At 56.0% G+C, this 12,636-nt stretch carries 11 protein-coding genes and 3 pseudogenes; 9 read left to right on the forward strand and 5 right to left on the reverse strand.

What is annotated here, in order from left to right; all coding sequences use genetic code 11:
• The 5 genes and pseudogenes from ETC02_RS17510 to hutP form a co-directional block, all read right to left on the reverse strand.
• Nucleotides 1-282 (reverse strand): annotated as a pseudogene (locus ETC02_RS17510) (ISL3 family transposase); the annotation flags it as partial.
• Nucleotides 283-750: 468 nt separating this feature from the next.
• Nucleotides 751-1,683 carry a D-2-hydroxyacid dehydrogenase gene (locus ETC02_RS15100; protein ID WP_050368192.1) on the reverse strand — a complete coding sequence of 311 codons (933 nt, stop codon included), beginning with the start codon at nt 1,681-1,683 and terminating at the stop codon, nt 751-753.
• 24 nt (nt 1,684-1,707) lie between these two features.
• Complete coding sequence (locus ETC02_RS15105) at nt 1,708-2,394, reverse strand: TerC family protein (protein ID WP_050368753.1); 687 nt, start codon at nt 2,392-2,394, stop codon at nt 1,708-1,710.
• Between the two features lie 582 nt (nt 2,395-2,976).
• Nucleotides 2,977-4,491: a histidine ammonia-lyase gene (gene hutH / locus ETC02_RS15110; RefSeq protein ID WP_171698393.1), complete on the reverse strand. Its 1,515-nt coding sequence runs from the start codon at nt 4,489-4,491 to the stop codon at nt 2,977-2,979.
• A gap of 120 nt (nt 4,492-4,611) precedes the next feature.
• Entirely contained in the window at nt 4,612-5,058 is a 447-nt protein-coding gene (gene hutP, locus ETC02_RS15115; protein ID WP_050368191.1) for a histidine utilization transcription antiterminator HutP, read from the reverse strand.
• A 272-nt stretch (nt 5,059-5,330) separates the two neighbouring features.
• Here hutP and ETC02_RS15120 point away from each other — a divergent pair, with 272 nt between their 5' ends.
• From ETC02_RS15120 to ETC02_RS15155, 9 genes and pseudogenes are all read left to right on the forward strand, one after another.
• Entirely contained in the window at nt 5,331-6,176 is an 846-nt protein-coding gene (locus ETC02_RS15120; protein WP_050368190.1) for an SPFH domain-containing protein, read from the forward strand.
• A 15-nt stretch (nt 6,177-6,191) separates the two neighbouring features.
• A complete protein-coding gene (locus ETC02_RS15125; RefSeq protein WP_050368189.1) occupies nt 6,192-6,371 on the forward strand; it encodes a type II toxin-antitoxin system antitoxin in 180 nt (59 codons plus the stop codon).
• A 209-nt stretch (nt 6,372-6,580) separates the two neighbouring features.
• Complete coding sequence (locus tag ETC02_RS15130; RefSeq protein ID WP_033009550.1) at nt 6,581-7,609, forward strand: XdhC family protein; 1,029 nt, start codon at nt 6,581-6,583, stop codon at nt 7,607-7,609.
• Nucleotides 7,606-8,244 carry a xanthine dehydrogenase accessory protein PucB gene (gene pucB / locus ETC02_RS15135; RefSeq protein WP_050368188.1) on the forward strand — a complete coding sequence of 213 codons (639 nt, stop codon included), beginning with the start codon at nt 7,606-7,608 and terminating at the stop codon, nt 8,242-8,244. Before ETC02_RS15130 ends, pucB begins: the two co-directional genes overlap by 4 nt.
• Complete coding sequence (locus ETC02_RS15140) at nt 8,231-10,558, forward strand: xanthine dehydrogenase family protein molybdopterin-binding subunit (protein WP_050368187.1); 2,328 nt, start codon at nt 8,231-8,233, stop codon at nt 10,556-10,558. Before pucB ends, ETC02_RS15140 begins: the two co-directional genes overlap by 14 nt.
• Nucleotides 10,545-11,387, forward strand: coding sequence for an FAD binding domain-containing protein (locus ETC02_RS15145; RefSeq protein WP_011229882.1), 843 nt, complete (start codon nt 10,545-10,547; stop codon nt 11,385-11,387). The genes ETC02_RS15140 and ETC02_RS15145 overlap by 14 nt, the downstream gene beginning before the upstream one ends.
• A gap of 21 nt (nt 11,388-11,408) precedes the next feature.
• A complete protein-coding gene (locus ETC02_RS15150; protein WP_033009545.1) occupies nt 11,409-11,891 on the forward strand; it encodes a (2Fe-2S)-binding protein in 483 nt (160 codons plus the stop codon).
• Nucleotides 11,892-12,053: 162 nt separating this feature from the next.
• A pseudogene (locus tag ETC02_RS18430) lies at nt 12,054-12,146 on the forward strand (MerR family transcriptional regulator); the annotation flags it as partial.
• Between the two features lie 45 nt (nt 12,147-12,191).
• Nucleotides 12,192-12,443, forward strand: a pseudogene (locus ETC02_RS15155) (MFS transporter); the annotation flags it as partial.
• Between the last annotated feature and the right edge of the window lie 193 nt (nt 12,444-12,636).

A 12,636-nucleotide genomic window follows, 5' to 3' on the forward strand; every position in this document is an offset into this window, starting at 1 on the left:
AGAGATGGCTGGATACGACGTGCTGAACGTCACGCCACACGTGCTACAACGTCTGCGCTCGACAGGAAGTTCGATCCAAAAAATTCCGATTCGCTGAGCATAGCCATGCATCCATTGCTTCTTTTTGACTGTCATTTTGATCGTGCGCTTCAAGCAGACAGGACATAACGGGCATTGTTCGGGTAGAGACAGTTCGAAAATCCAACTTTCCCCTTCTTTCCGCACCTTTTGAATCAAAACATCTGGTAAATCGATGAGTTCTTTGATAAACTGAGAGTACATGCGAATTTCCCTCCATGGTTTGGTTTGGTCACCTTTACTATACAGGAAAATTCGCATTTTTTGTACCCTCTATGCACACCTACCTTAAATGATCAAGTACAACTTGTGGTGAAGAGCCTATTGTTATCATAACAAAACTGAATTTACCAAATCAACTGCATTTTCCGCAATGGGACAGATTTTTTTCAATGTTCCCCCTTTTGCCAACAACGGCGACTCGATTCGCTTGTTTTATATGAGACAAAGGCCAACAACATCGCAGCCGAATATACGTGGGACGCACCGGGCCGCCCGCTCCCCCTGATCAGCGAAAGATTGTGGAAGGTTTGGGCATGGACGAAAGCATTGACATTGAATGTCACAAGGAGGGAAGAGCGATGGCCAAAAAAGAGCTGTCATCGCTCGTTGTGCTGGTCAAAAAAGTTACTAAAAAACCTTTGTGACGCGGTTAAGACGCGAAATGCCGGTTCAATACCGCCGGCTCACATCGACCGCATTGGCAAGCGGTTCGCCCGTTTCGATGCGGCGGAGCGTGTCTAAAACGCTATGGGCGGCGGCATCCGCTGATGTCAGCGCCGCGATATGAGGGGTAATGATGACATTCGGATGAACCCAAAGCGGCGAGTGCGGAGGCAGCGGCTCTTCTTCGAACACATCGAGCACCGCCAGGCGGACATTTCGGTTTTCCAAGGCGCCGATAAGCGCCGTCTCATCAACCGTCGCCCCACGCCCAACATTGATAAAGCCCGCGTTGTGCAAACAGGCAAAAAACGTCTCGTCAAAGAGATGATGCGTTTCCTCTGTCAGCGGAAGCGCAGCGATCACCCAATCAGCGCAAGCAAGCGCTTCCCCCGCCTCTTCATGGCGGCAAACAGCCGAAAACGGCGGCGTGTCTCGGCCGCTTCGCGATACGCCGATCGGCGAAACGCCGAACAGACGAAGCGTTTCCGCGATGCGCCGGCCGATCTCACCCGTCCCATAAATGACAATCCGCTGTTCACCAAGCCGCTTCGGAGCGAACGGCTTCCACTGCCGCTGTTCTTGATACCATGCATACACGTCATGACATTGGGCGTCGCGCAATAAGTAGCTGAGGCAATATTCGGCGATCTGCTCGCCAAATGACCCGATCGTCCGCGTCAGCAACACGTTCTTCTTCCATTCCTGCTTCCACAAAAACGCGTCAACGCCCGCGCCGAGCGAATGCACCCAGCGCAAGTTGGCAAGCGAAAACGGCCCGGCCGGCCGAAAGCCGACGTACGCATCCGCCCAGGCGAAATCATTGTCCGTCAATTCTTCCTCCGCCACAAAGCGAAACGCTTTATCGGGCCGCTTGTCCGGAAGAAGGGCGGCAAGCTCGGCATAAAGCCTTCCTGTCACAAGAATGCGTCGGATGTCCATGACGTCAAACCACCCCTCAACCGTTCAAATCAATGTACCTTCCTCACGCTCAGCTCTTTTATTCGTGATATAGCCGGCCGCCAATACCACGATTGTCACGCCGGCGGCAACCGCGTAGACGAACGGGCCATAAGAAAGGTGAAACCAATACAGCACCCCTTCATCCCCCGCCATCATCTTTCCGGCCGTCCACGCCAAAATGCCGGAGCCAACGTACGCGATCCATCGATGTTGTTCCATCACCCGGACGATCGCTTTGGAGCCGAAAATCATAATCGGGATGCTGATGGCGACCCCAAGCGCCAGCATGCCTAGATGCCCTTCCGCCGCCCCGGCGACGGCGACGACATTGTCCAAGCTCATGACCGCATCGGCGATGATGATCGTCATGATGGCTTTCAGCAACCGGTCTGCCGCTTGCACTTTGGCCTCCTCCTCCCGCTCAACAAGCACTTTATAGGCGATCCAGACAAGCAGCAAACCGCCCACAAAGTGAACGAACGGGATGTTGAGCAAAAAGACGATGACCGCCGCAAACAAAATGCGGAGCAGCACCGCCCCCGCCGTTCCCCATACGATCGCTTTGTTCCGCTGGTCATTCGGCAGCCGGCGCGTCGCCATCGCAATGACGACCGCATTATCCCCCGACAAAATGATATCAATTGCAATAATCTTCCATAACGCCAACAGCGCCGCGGCAGAAATAGTCAACAAAAGCCCCCCTCTCCCCTTTGCTTTTCTTCTTCATCATACTGCAAATTTCAGTGGGGGACAACTATCAACCCATCCACTGCCTCACTGGAAATCAACCGAAAATCTCGGATGAGATGATACACAATGGGCGATGATCCCGCTGCCTACACTGACACTGAAAGCAGAAGCTTCCCGAGTCCATCTCGTGAAAAGTCGCAGAAAACGGACTCTCTTCTCAAACGGACTTCTCTTTCAGCCGAAAGCAGTGGGTTTGGCGAAATCGGTCATCTTTCACCAACCTTTTTGACTGCGCTTAGCCAACATTCGTCTCCCGTTTTCTAAAGAGACGTGAATGGACGGTCCAAGGCCCATGAAGTCGTCTCTAAAAAAAGGAAGCCAGCTTTCACGAATGCGTCTTCCTTATCTTTCCTGAGACAGAGCACGAATCCATGCTCGTTTCACTCTGATCCTATTGAGCGTTCTACGATCTCCTCACCGTTCTTTGGCCATCTCCTTCCAAACACCTATCCTTTGGCGAGATCGAAGCTCTTTCCCATTTGTCCACTTCACTTCCCCTCCTCATTCCCCACCATTTCTCTTTTACACCCGCACTTCCTGGCAAACAACGCCATGTTTGGCTCTTTCCTCAAGCCACTTAGCCACCGCTTCAATGTCATTGGAAAAGACGCGGTCAGCTGTAATGGAGGAAACCATGCGGCGCGCCTCATGGTAAAACCGCCGCGTTGACGGGGCCATTCGCTCGATGCCGCGCGCTTCGACAGCCTGCAAAGCGCAAATGAGCTCAATCGCCAACACTTTTCGAGCGTTTTGCACGATCATGTACGCATGGCGGGCGGCGGTCGTTCCCATGCTGACATGGTCTTCCTGGTTGGCCGATGACGGAATCGAATCGACGCTGGCCGGATGGGCGAGCGTCTTGTTTTCCGATACGAGCGAAGCGGCGACATATTGCATAATCATTGCTCCCGACTGCAAGCCAGGCTGTGGGCTTAAAAACGGCGGCAAGCCTTCGCTAAGCTGCGGATTGACGAGCCGTTCGATGCGGCGTTCGCTGATGTTGGCCAGCTCCGCCACCGCGATTTTCAACAAATCCATGGCGATCGCAACGGGCTGGCCGTGAAAGTTGCCGCCAGAGAGCACCGTCCCGTCGGCAAAAATGAGCGGATTGTCCGTCGCCGCATTCATTTCGATTTCAAGCGTTTCCTTCACATAACGAAGCGCCCTAAGCGACGCTCCGTGCACTTGCGGGAGGCAGCGGATGGAGTACGCATCTTGCACGCGCCGCCCCCCTTGCCTTGTTGTGAGTTGGCTGCCAGCTAAATAGCGGCGCAGCCGTTCCGCCACCTCGGCCTGTTCCTGAAACCCGCGGGCTGCGTGGATGCGGGCGTCAAACGCGTCCACAATGCCATAAAGCGCCTCAGTCGTCAGCGCCGCGATCCATTCACTGTCATACGCCAGTTGTTCCGCCTCTAAGTAAGCAAGGGCTCCGACGGCCGTCATCGCCTGCGTGCCGTTAATAAGCGCCAGCCCTTCTTTCGCTTGCAACGAAAGCGGCGAAATCCCTGCTTGTGAGAGCGCTTGATGAGCAGACATCCGCCGCCCTTCGTACATCACGTCACCCTCGCCGACCAGCGCCAGCGCCAAATGGGCAAGCGGCGCCAAATCGCCGCTCGCGCCGAGGGAGCCTTGCTGCGGCACGATCGGATGGATGCCGGTGTTCAAAAATGCGAGCAACTGCTCAATGACCGCCGGACGCACGCCGGAATACCCTTTCAACAACGCATTCGCCCGCAAAAGAAGCATCGCCCTCACGACATCTTCGGCAAATGGCTCGCCGACGGCACAAGCGTGCGAGCGAAGAAGATTGATTTGCAGCTGTTCAAGGTCGCTTCCTTCAATGCGCACATCGGCGAGTTTGCCAAAACCCGTATTCACGCCATAGATCGTCCGTCCATTGGAGATCGCTTGTTCCACTGCCGCGCGGCTTTTCTCGACAGCCCTCATGCTTTCCTCCGCAGCCGCCACCCGCTCCCGTTCATAGACAACACGTCTTACCTCATCGATCGTCAATGTATGCCCGGTCAATACGATCATCATTCCATCTCCCTTCGTTTGTTTTCTCAATCGAACGCCTGGGCAAACAAAAAAGGAGGCGCCCTGCCATATGGCAGTGTTCGCCTCCTCATGACTCATCGCTCTAGGCATGGAGCGTGCTTATATATGATTGATTCCAAGCCCCACCGCCTCGTGCTCAAGCCCGCGCACCGGAGCGCCGATCGTCCCGTACAACGCAACGGCGATCCATTCCCCTTCGTTCGGCTGTTCATATGGCATACCGCGCACCACGGCGAAACGAAGGCCAGCGGTTCTCAACAAATCTCCTAACTCTACCTGCCCTCTCGTCACGCCATGCACTGCCTCTAAAATCGCATGGTATAAGGCGTGCATCTCACGGTACAAGCCACCGTCAACCACTCCATGCCGCTTTGCCGCCGTCTCAATTGCCGCGACGATTTTTTGCGGCTCCATCGCCCCGACCCGCCCTTGACAATAGCGCCAAGCGAGCGCCTCGAGCTGGCCGAGGGCCGCTTCTTCCTCTCCCTCGTCAAGCATCGCCAGCAGCAACGCCTGCCGGCCGATGCGCGCTTGTCTTGGTTCCATGGCTTCTACACACCTATTGATCTTTTTTTCTATTGTATGATGACAATGAATGCGATGTCAATTATGAATTTCCATTTTTTAGCACATTAAAACATTAACAGGCTGAACGATCGCCCTTTATGCTTCTGGATGGAAAATAGTTAGAAACATCTGCCTCGTGGCGAGCTATGGGCGAATCCCTCTTCTCGTCTTAACATGATCAATCCCTGTTTCCATTTTTTGATTATATGATATCATATAAATATCAAATCGACACTATTAGGGGGATAGGGATGAGAGAACAAAAAGCATGGCGCATGGATGGATTTATCGGCATCGGATGCATCGCCCTTTTCGTTATGGCTGGTTTTGTCAGCCTCATTCAAGTGCAGCTCTTATTGGCCGTTTTCTGCTTCGCCCTTGCCGCCCTCTTGGCGACCGGCATCACGATCGTTCAGCCGAATCAAGCGAAAGTGCTCACCTTTTTCGGCCGCTATTTCGGCACGATTCGCGACAGCGGGCTGTTTTTCACCGTGCCGCTCACCGTTCGAAAGAAAGTATCGCTGCGCGTGCGCAACTTCACGAGCAAGAAGCTAAAAGTGAACGATGTTCAAGGCAATCCAATTGAAATCGCCGCCGTCGTCGTTTTCCGCGTCATTGATTCAGCCAAGGCTGTGTTCGATGTTGATGATTACGAACAATTCGTCGAGATTCAAAGCGAAGCCGCCATTCGCCATGTCGCGACAAAATATCCGTACGACACGTTTGAAGACGACAACGAGATTACGTTGCGCGGCAACGCCGATATTATTTCCGATGTTCTCGCCGCTGAGCTGCAGGAGCGATTGCGTGTCGCCGGAGTCGAGGTGATGGAAGCGCGCCTCACTCACTTGGCGTACTCCCCGGAAATTGCGAGCGCCATGTTGCAGCGTCAACAAGCAGCCGCCATTTTGGCCGCCCGGAAAAAAATCGTCGAAGGCGCTGTCTCGATGGCGCAAATGGCGATTGAACAACTTGACAAAGAAAACATTTTAGAGTTAGATGATGAACGAAAAGCCGCAATGGTGAACAACTTAATGGTCGCGATCGTCTCCGAGCGCGCCACCCAGCCGGTGATCAATACCGGCAGTCTATATTAACGGTTGTGGAGTGCGATGACAAAGAAAAAACAATTTCCCCTGCGCATTGACCATGAATTATATGCCGCGCTCGAACAATGGGCGCAAGATGAGTTTCGCAGCGTCAACGCCCAGATCGAGTATTTGCTGCGGGAGGCGGCAAAGCGGGCGGGACGGCTCGGGAAGGGAAAAACGGATCAACAACAAGGAAGCTAGCCAATGACGGCTGGCTTCTTTTGTTTTTCAGTCATGGGCATTTGTTGCCGAAATATAATGATAGCAGAGCTCTTTTTCGAAAGGGGGACGACCTGATGGCCCACCCGCTGCCGCCGCTTACAACCATTACGAAATCTTATGGATCGTCCGTCCCACCGCGCTTTCAACAGCTCAGCCGCCTTTGGCGCAATGCGAAAGGAGGATGAGCCATGGAGAGTTACCATGCTGTGCTCGAGGCGATCGCCGCCGCGCCGGGCGACGGTGTGTTAGCCATCATCATCAGTGTGGAAGGCTCAGCCTACCAAAAAGAAGGGACGTGCATGTGGATTGGCGCCAACGGAGAAACAGTCGGGCTGCTGAGCGGCGGCTGCCTGGAAGAAGCAGCGGCAGCTTACGCGCGTGAGATATTGGCGAACCGCCAGGCAGCCGCTGTTTCGTTTGACTTGCGGACTGAGGATGATTGGTCGTGGGGGCAGGGCGCCGGCTGCAACGGCCTCGTCCACATTTGGCTCGAGCCGGTCACAAGCGACGCAAAACTCGATTGGCTGGCGCTCAAGCGTTGCCTTGACCGCGGCGAACATGTACTGATGGTCCGAAGCATCATGTATCCAGACGAGCGGCCGTTTTTCCAAAGCGAAACAGGCGAACAATTCGGCGGTTGCCGTCGGACGCCGCATCGGGAATGGCGCGAATGGCTTCACAAAACGCCGTTTTATCAAGGGCGAAGCGGTTTGTACGAAGTGGACGGGGAAACATTTTACGTTCAGCACTTTTGGCCAAAACCGCGCCTTGTCGTATTCGGCGCCGGTCCGGACGCCCCGCCGCTCGTCTCAGCCGCCAAAGCCGCCGGGTTCTCCGTCACCGTAAGCGATTGGCGTCCGGCGTTTTGCCATCCATCCCATGTGTCCGACGCTGATGAATGGGTGGTTGGCTTTCCGCATGAAACGGTGCCAATGCTCCATTTGAATGAACGCGATTTTGTCATCGTGATGACCCACCAATTTGAACGCGACCGCGAACTCGTCTCGCTGCTGGCTGACAAACCGCTCGCCTACCTTGGCGTGCTCGGCCCGCGGCGGCGCACCGACCGCCTCTTTCCTTCCGGCTCCGCCCCGCCGTTTGTCCGTTCGCCGGTTGGGCTGTCCATCGGCGCGCGCAGCCCACATGAAATCGCCATCAGCATCACCGCCGAGCTGATCAGCGTGTTGCGCAGGCATGGAGCGGAGGCCGCCCAATGAAGGACATCACGATCGCCGCCATTTATTTAGCGGCCGGACAAAGCCGGCGGATGGGGGCCGATAAACGCGCCCTGCCATGGGGGGATGGGACGCTTGGCGCCGCCGGCCTGAAAGCGGCGCTTCGTTCCTGTCTAGCGCCTGTCATCGTCGTCATCCCCCCGTCCGATACGCTCGCCTGGCTTCCTGACGCGCTGCTAGGCCATGACAAATGCCGCCTTGTCCGTTGCGCCGCCTGTCACCGCGGCCTGGCTCATTCGCTGGCCTGCGGGTTGCGCCGAGCGATGGAGGAAAGAGCGGACGCCGCTGCTGTCTTATTGGCCGACCAGCCGTTCGTCACATCCGACACGATCAATGCGCTGGCCGGCCTTTATCGACGCCATCGTCCCGATTACGCCGCCTTCTCCTGCTCCGGTGTGCCGATGCCCCCAGTTATTTTTGGAAGCCCAATGTTTCCCGCTCTCTTGGCGCTGGACGGCGATGCCGGTGGGCGCACGCTCTTTCGCGATCCCCACTGGCATGGCCTTTTGTACGAAGGTGATGCGTCAACCGGTATTGACATCGACACAAAAGACGATTATGAACGCGCCACCATCTATCGAGAAGAAAAGGAGGGACGCCCCCATGGCCGTCGGTAAAAGCATCATCCGCAAAGAAGCCTGGGATAAGGTGGCTGGCCGTGCGAAGTATACGAACGATTTCAAAGAACAAGGAATGCTTCACGCTGCCTTGGTGACAAGCCCATACGCCCATGCGCGCATCCTCTCGCTGGATGCACGCCGCGCGCTCGCCGCCCCCGGCGTCCGCGCCGTCGTGACCGGCGAGGGGCTGCCGCTTACCGGTGAAGACATGCGCGACCGCCCTCCGATCGCTTTCGACAAAGTACGCTACTATGGAGAGGTTGTGGCGGTCGTCGTCGCCGATACGCTCGTTCAAGCCGAACAGGCGGCCCGCCTCGTCCGCGTCGCCTACGAGCCGCTTCCGGCGGTCGGCTCGCCGCGTGAGGCGCTGAAAGAAGGCGTCCCGTTGCTGCACGAACATCTCGACCGCTATGAAAAAAACAAAACCACTTATCCTGAGCCAGGGACAAACGTCGCCCATCGAACGAAAATCCGAAAAGGCAACATTGAACAAGGGTTTGCGGAAAGCGACGTCATCGTCGAAACGAGCGTATCGTTCGCCCCTTCCGATCATATCGCGATGGAAACACGCTGCGCCACGGCAGAAATTTGGCCGGACGGCACGATCCATATTTCCGCCTCCTCACAGTCACCGTTTATGATCAAGAAGTTGCTTCATACGTATTTTGGCGAAGAAACCGGCAAAGTCATCGTTCATACGCCTCTTGTCGGCGGCGCCTACGGAGGAAAAGCGCCCGTTCAGCTTGAGCTGCTCGCCTACCTTGCCTCCAAAGCGGTCGGCGGCCGAAAAGTGAGCGTCTGGAACAGCCGCGAGCATGACATGGTCACTTCGCCCGTCCATATCGGTTTGGAGGCAACCGTCAAAATCGGCGCGACAAAAGAGGGCTTGCTCAAGGCCATGGAAATCTTATTTCTATTTGACGGCGGGGCTTATTCCGACAAGGCGATCGATGTCAGCCGCGCCGCAGCCGTCGATTGCACCGGCCCGTACCATGTCGAAAACGTCTTTTGTGATTCATTGTGCGTCTATACGAATCGCCCGTACGCGACGCCGTTTCGCAGTTTTGGCCATTGCGAACAGGCATTTGCCGTCGAGCGGGCCATCGATGAATTGGCACGAACGCTTCAACTTGACCCATGGGACGTGCGGCGCAAAAATGCCATCCGCCCGGGGCATACGACCCCGACGCAAGTGCGGCTCACAAAAAGCAACGTCGGCAACATATCAGCCTGCCTCGACCGGTTGCGCGAGCTGATGCGCTGGGACGAGTGGCAGCGCGTCGAAGTGGACGCTTATACGGTAAGAGCAAAGGGAATCAGCAGCGGCTGGAAAACATCGACGATCGACACAGATGCTAGCTCGGGCGTCATCTTAACGTTCAACTCCGACGGCAGTGTCAACGTCATCTCCGGCGTCGTCGAAATCGGAACCGGAACGAAAACGGTGCTCGCGCAAATCGTTGCTGAACGGCTGAAGATGGACGTCGATTGTGTCCATGTCAAAATGGATATTGATACGCAAACGACGCCGGAACATTGGAAAACAGTCGCCAGCCGCGGGACGTTTATGGCCGGACGTGCGGCGCTTGCCGCTGCCGACGACGCCATCCGTCAGTTAAAAGACATCGCCGCCTGCGTCTTGCGGGCCTCGCCGGACGATTTGGAAGTCGGATTCGGGCGCGTCTTTTTGCGCGATGACCCGGCCATCTTTCTTCCGATCAAAGACATCGCCTATGGCTACAAGTTTCCGAACGGCAACGCCATCGGCGGGCAAGTGATCGGGCGCGGCCACTACATTTTGCGCCACTTGACCCCGCTTGACCCGGAGACCGGCGCCGGCAAACCGGGACCGGAATGGGGCGTATGCGCCGAGGGAGTGGAAATTGAGTTCAACCGCCGCGACTACACGTATCGCATTGTCAAAGCGTATGCGGTCATTGATGCCGGCAAAGTGCTCAACCCAAAGGCAGCGCTTGGCCAAGCGATGGGGGCGATGAGCATGGGGCTAAGCTTTGCCAGCCGCGAAGGGTTTCTTTTTGACAACGAACAGCGCGTGTTAAACCCACAGTTGCGCACATACCGGCCGATTCGCTTCGGCGAACATCCAGAGTACATCGTTGAGTTTGTCGAAACGCCGCAAATCGATGCCCCATACGGCGCTCGCGGCATCGGCGAACATGGCTTGATCGGCATGCCCGCCGCCTTGGCAAACGCCTTGTCGCTCGCTGCCGGCGTGCCGCTCAATGAACTGCCGCTTGTGCCTGAACTCATTTGGCGGACACAGAAAGGGGACTCCTATGGTTCCGTTTGACTTTGCCTACTACCGGCCGCAGTCGATCGCCGAAGCGACAGCGCTGTTTGCGGCGCTCGAGCGGGATGGAAAACGACCGCTCTACTACGGCGGCGGCACGGAAATCATCACGTTGTCTCGGTTGAACCTTGTCCGCACCGCGGCCGTCATTGACATAAAATCGATCCCTGAATGTCGGTCGCTTGATGTCGACAATGGTTCTCTCGTGCTCGGAGCGGCGCTCTCCCTCGGCGAGCTCGAAGAAGCAAATCCGTTCCCGTTATTGACAAAAGCGGCGCGAGAAGTCGCCGACCGGACAGCGCGCAACCAAATTACGCTCGGCGGCAACATCTGCGGACAAATTTTTTACCGTGAGACCGCACTGCCGCTATTCGTCGCCGAGGCGGATGTCATCATCGCCGGACCATACGGCATCAGGCAATGCCGCTTCCTTGACTTGTTTCATCAACAGCTGCAGCTTGGCCGCGGTGAATTTGTCGTCCAGTTCAAGGTTGACCGTGCCACCGCCACCCTGCCCCATTTCCACCGCAAGCGCCGCAAGCAAGGGGAAGTCGGCTACCCGCTTGTGACGATTGCAGCGCTGAAAAAAGACGGGACGGTTCGCGTTGCCCTAAGCGGCATCTGCCCGTTTCCGTTTCGCTCGGCTGACGTTGAGGCGCACCTCAACGACCGGAACCGCCCAGTTGGTGAACGAATCCAAGCAGCGGTTGACGCCTTCCCGCGCCCGATTTTGCACGATATTGAAGGCTCAGCAGACTACCGGCTGTTCGTGGCCGCCCAGCTGCTTGAAGATATGCTTCGTGAGCTCGGAGACGGAGAAACCGTCTAAACAGGAGGTGAGCATGCGGACATGGAGGAAACGACAAAGCGGGAGCTTGTGCTGCACGTTAATGGAGAACGAAGATCGATCGTCACTCGCCAAGCCGAAACGCTGCTGTTTGTTTTGCGCGATGGGCTGGGGCTGACCGGGGCCAAGCCAGGCTGTTTGAACGGCGACTGCGGCGCCTGCACCGTCTTAGTCGACGGCACGCCAATCAAATCGTGCATGATGCTCGCGATTGAGACAGTCGGCAAAGAAATCACCACGATCGAAGGGCTTGATGATGCCCCCATTCAGCACGCCTTCGTCCGCCACTTCGCCTTTCAGTGCGGCTATTGCACTCCTGGATTCATTATGAACGCCCACGCACTCATCGAGCGGCATCCGGGCGCGGATCAAGCGACGATTCAAGAATGGCTGGAGTCCAATATTTGCCGCTGCACGAGCTATCAAGAAATCGAAGCGGCGGTGAAAGAAGCGCTCGCCGCCAAAAAAGCGAAAACCGATTCCTGACTTCTTCTTACCACCGACGGATCTCCCGCACTTTGCCGGGGCATCCGTTTTTTTATGCATTTTTCCATTCCGTTTCAAATGCCTATTGATAAAAATATAACGTTCACGTTAATGTTATGTTTGTAAAAATGATCGTGATCACGATAAAGCGAGGGGCCCCGAATGGACCGATTCAAAATCGATGACGTCGCCAAAGCAACCGGCTTAACCAAACGGACGATCCGCTATTACGAGGAGATCGGCCTGATCAAGCCGCCAGCGCGCAGCGAGGGCGGCACGCGCCTATATACAGCCGACGACATCGAACAGTTAAACAACACGCTGTTTACAAGCTATGTGATGGAAACATCGCCGTACGAACGCGGAGTCACCTCCGGCATGTACAATTTTGTCCGCTGGATGGGCGCTGCCATCGCTCCGGTACTGTCAGGCGTCATCGGCCACGCCGTTTCGGCAAAGGCGCCGTTTATGGTCGCCATGGCGCTGGCGCTTGCCGCTTTTCTCTTTCTCGTCTGGCACAAACACGAACCGTCGGCGACGAAAACAGTCTGACCAACGACAAGGCCAAAACAGCACAACTTGACGCAAGCTGGAAGACCCGCTGGCTGGCATGGATCAGGGGCTGACCCAAAACGCGAATGCGTTTTGGGATCAGCCCCCACTTTTTTGCCTCAAATATAGAAGAATCGCCCTTTTTTCTGGTAGAATAGAGTCACCAAAACCACTACCACCGAAAGAAGGGCGA

It is taken from the genome of Geobacillus sp. DSP4a, from assembly GCF_013096875.1.
GTDB classification, from domain to species: Bacteria; Bacillota; Bacilli; order Bacillales; family Anoxybacillaceae; genus Geobacillus; species Geobacillus thermophilus.

Bases quoted from the DNA above. Each gene is read 5' to 3' on its own strand.
- ETC02_RS15100 (WP_050368192.1), bottom strand. From the start codon at position 1,683: ATGGACATCCGACGCATTCTTGTGACAGGAAGGCTTTATGCCGAGCTT.
- hutH (WP_171698393.1), bottom strand. From the start codon at position 4,491: ATGATCGTATTGACCGGGCATACATTGACGATCGATGAGGTAAGACGT.
- hutP (WP_050368191.1), bottom strand. From the start codon at position 5,058: ATGGAACCAAGACAAGCGCGCATCGGCCGGCAGGCGTTGCTGCTGGCG.
- ETC02_RS15120 (WP_050368190.1), top strand. From the start codon at position 5,331: ATGAGAGAACAAAAAGCATGGCGCATGGATGGATTTATCGGCATCGGA.
- ETC02_RS15125 (WP_050368189.1), top strand. From the start codon at position 6,192: ATGACAAAGAAAAAACAATTTCCCCTGCGCATTGACCATGAATTATAT.
- ETC02_RS15130 (WP_033009550.1), top strand. From the start codon at position 6,581: ATGGAGAGTTACCATGCTGTGCTCGAGGCGATCGCCGCCGCGCCGGGC.
- pucB (WP_050368188.1), top strand. From the start codon at position 7,606: ATGAAGGACATCACGATCGCCGCCATTTATTTAGCGGCCGGACAAAGC.
- ETC02_RS15140 (WP_050368187.1), top strand. From the start codon at position 8,231: ATGGCCGTCGGTAAAAGCATCATCCGCAAAGAAGCCTGGGATAAGGTG.
- ETC02_RS15145 (WP_011229882.1), top strand. From the start codon at position 10,545: ATGGTTCCGTTTGACTTTGCCTACTACCGGCCGCAGTCGATCGCCGAA.
- ETC02_RS15150 (WP_033009545.1), top strand. From the start codon at position 11,409: ATGGAGGAAACGACAAAGCGGGAGCTTGTGCTGCACGTTAATGGAGAA.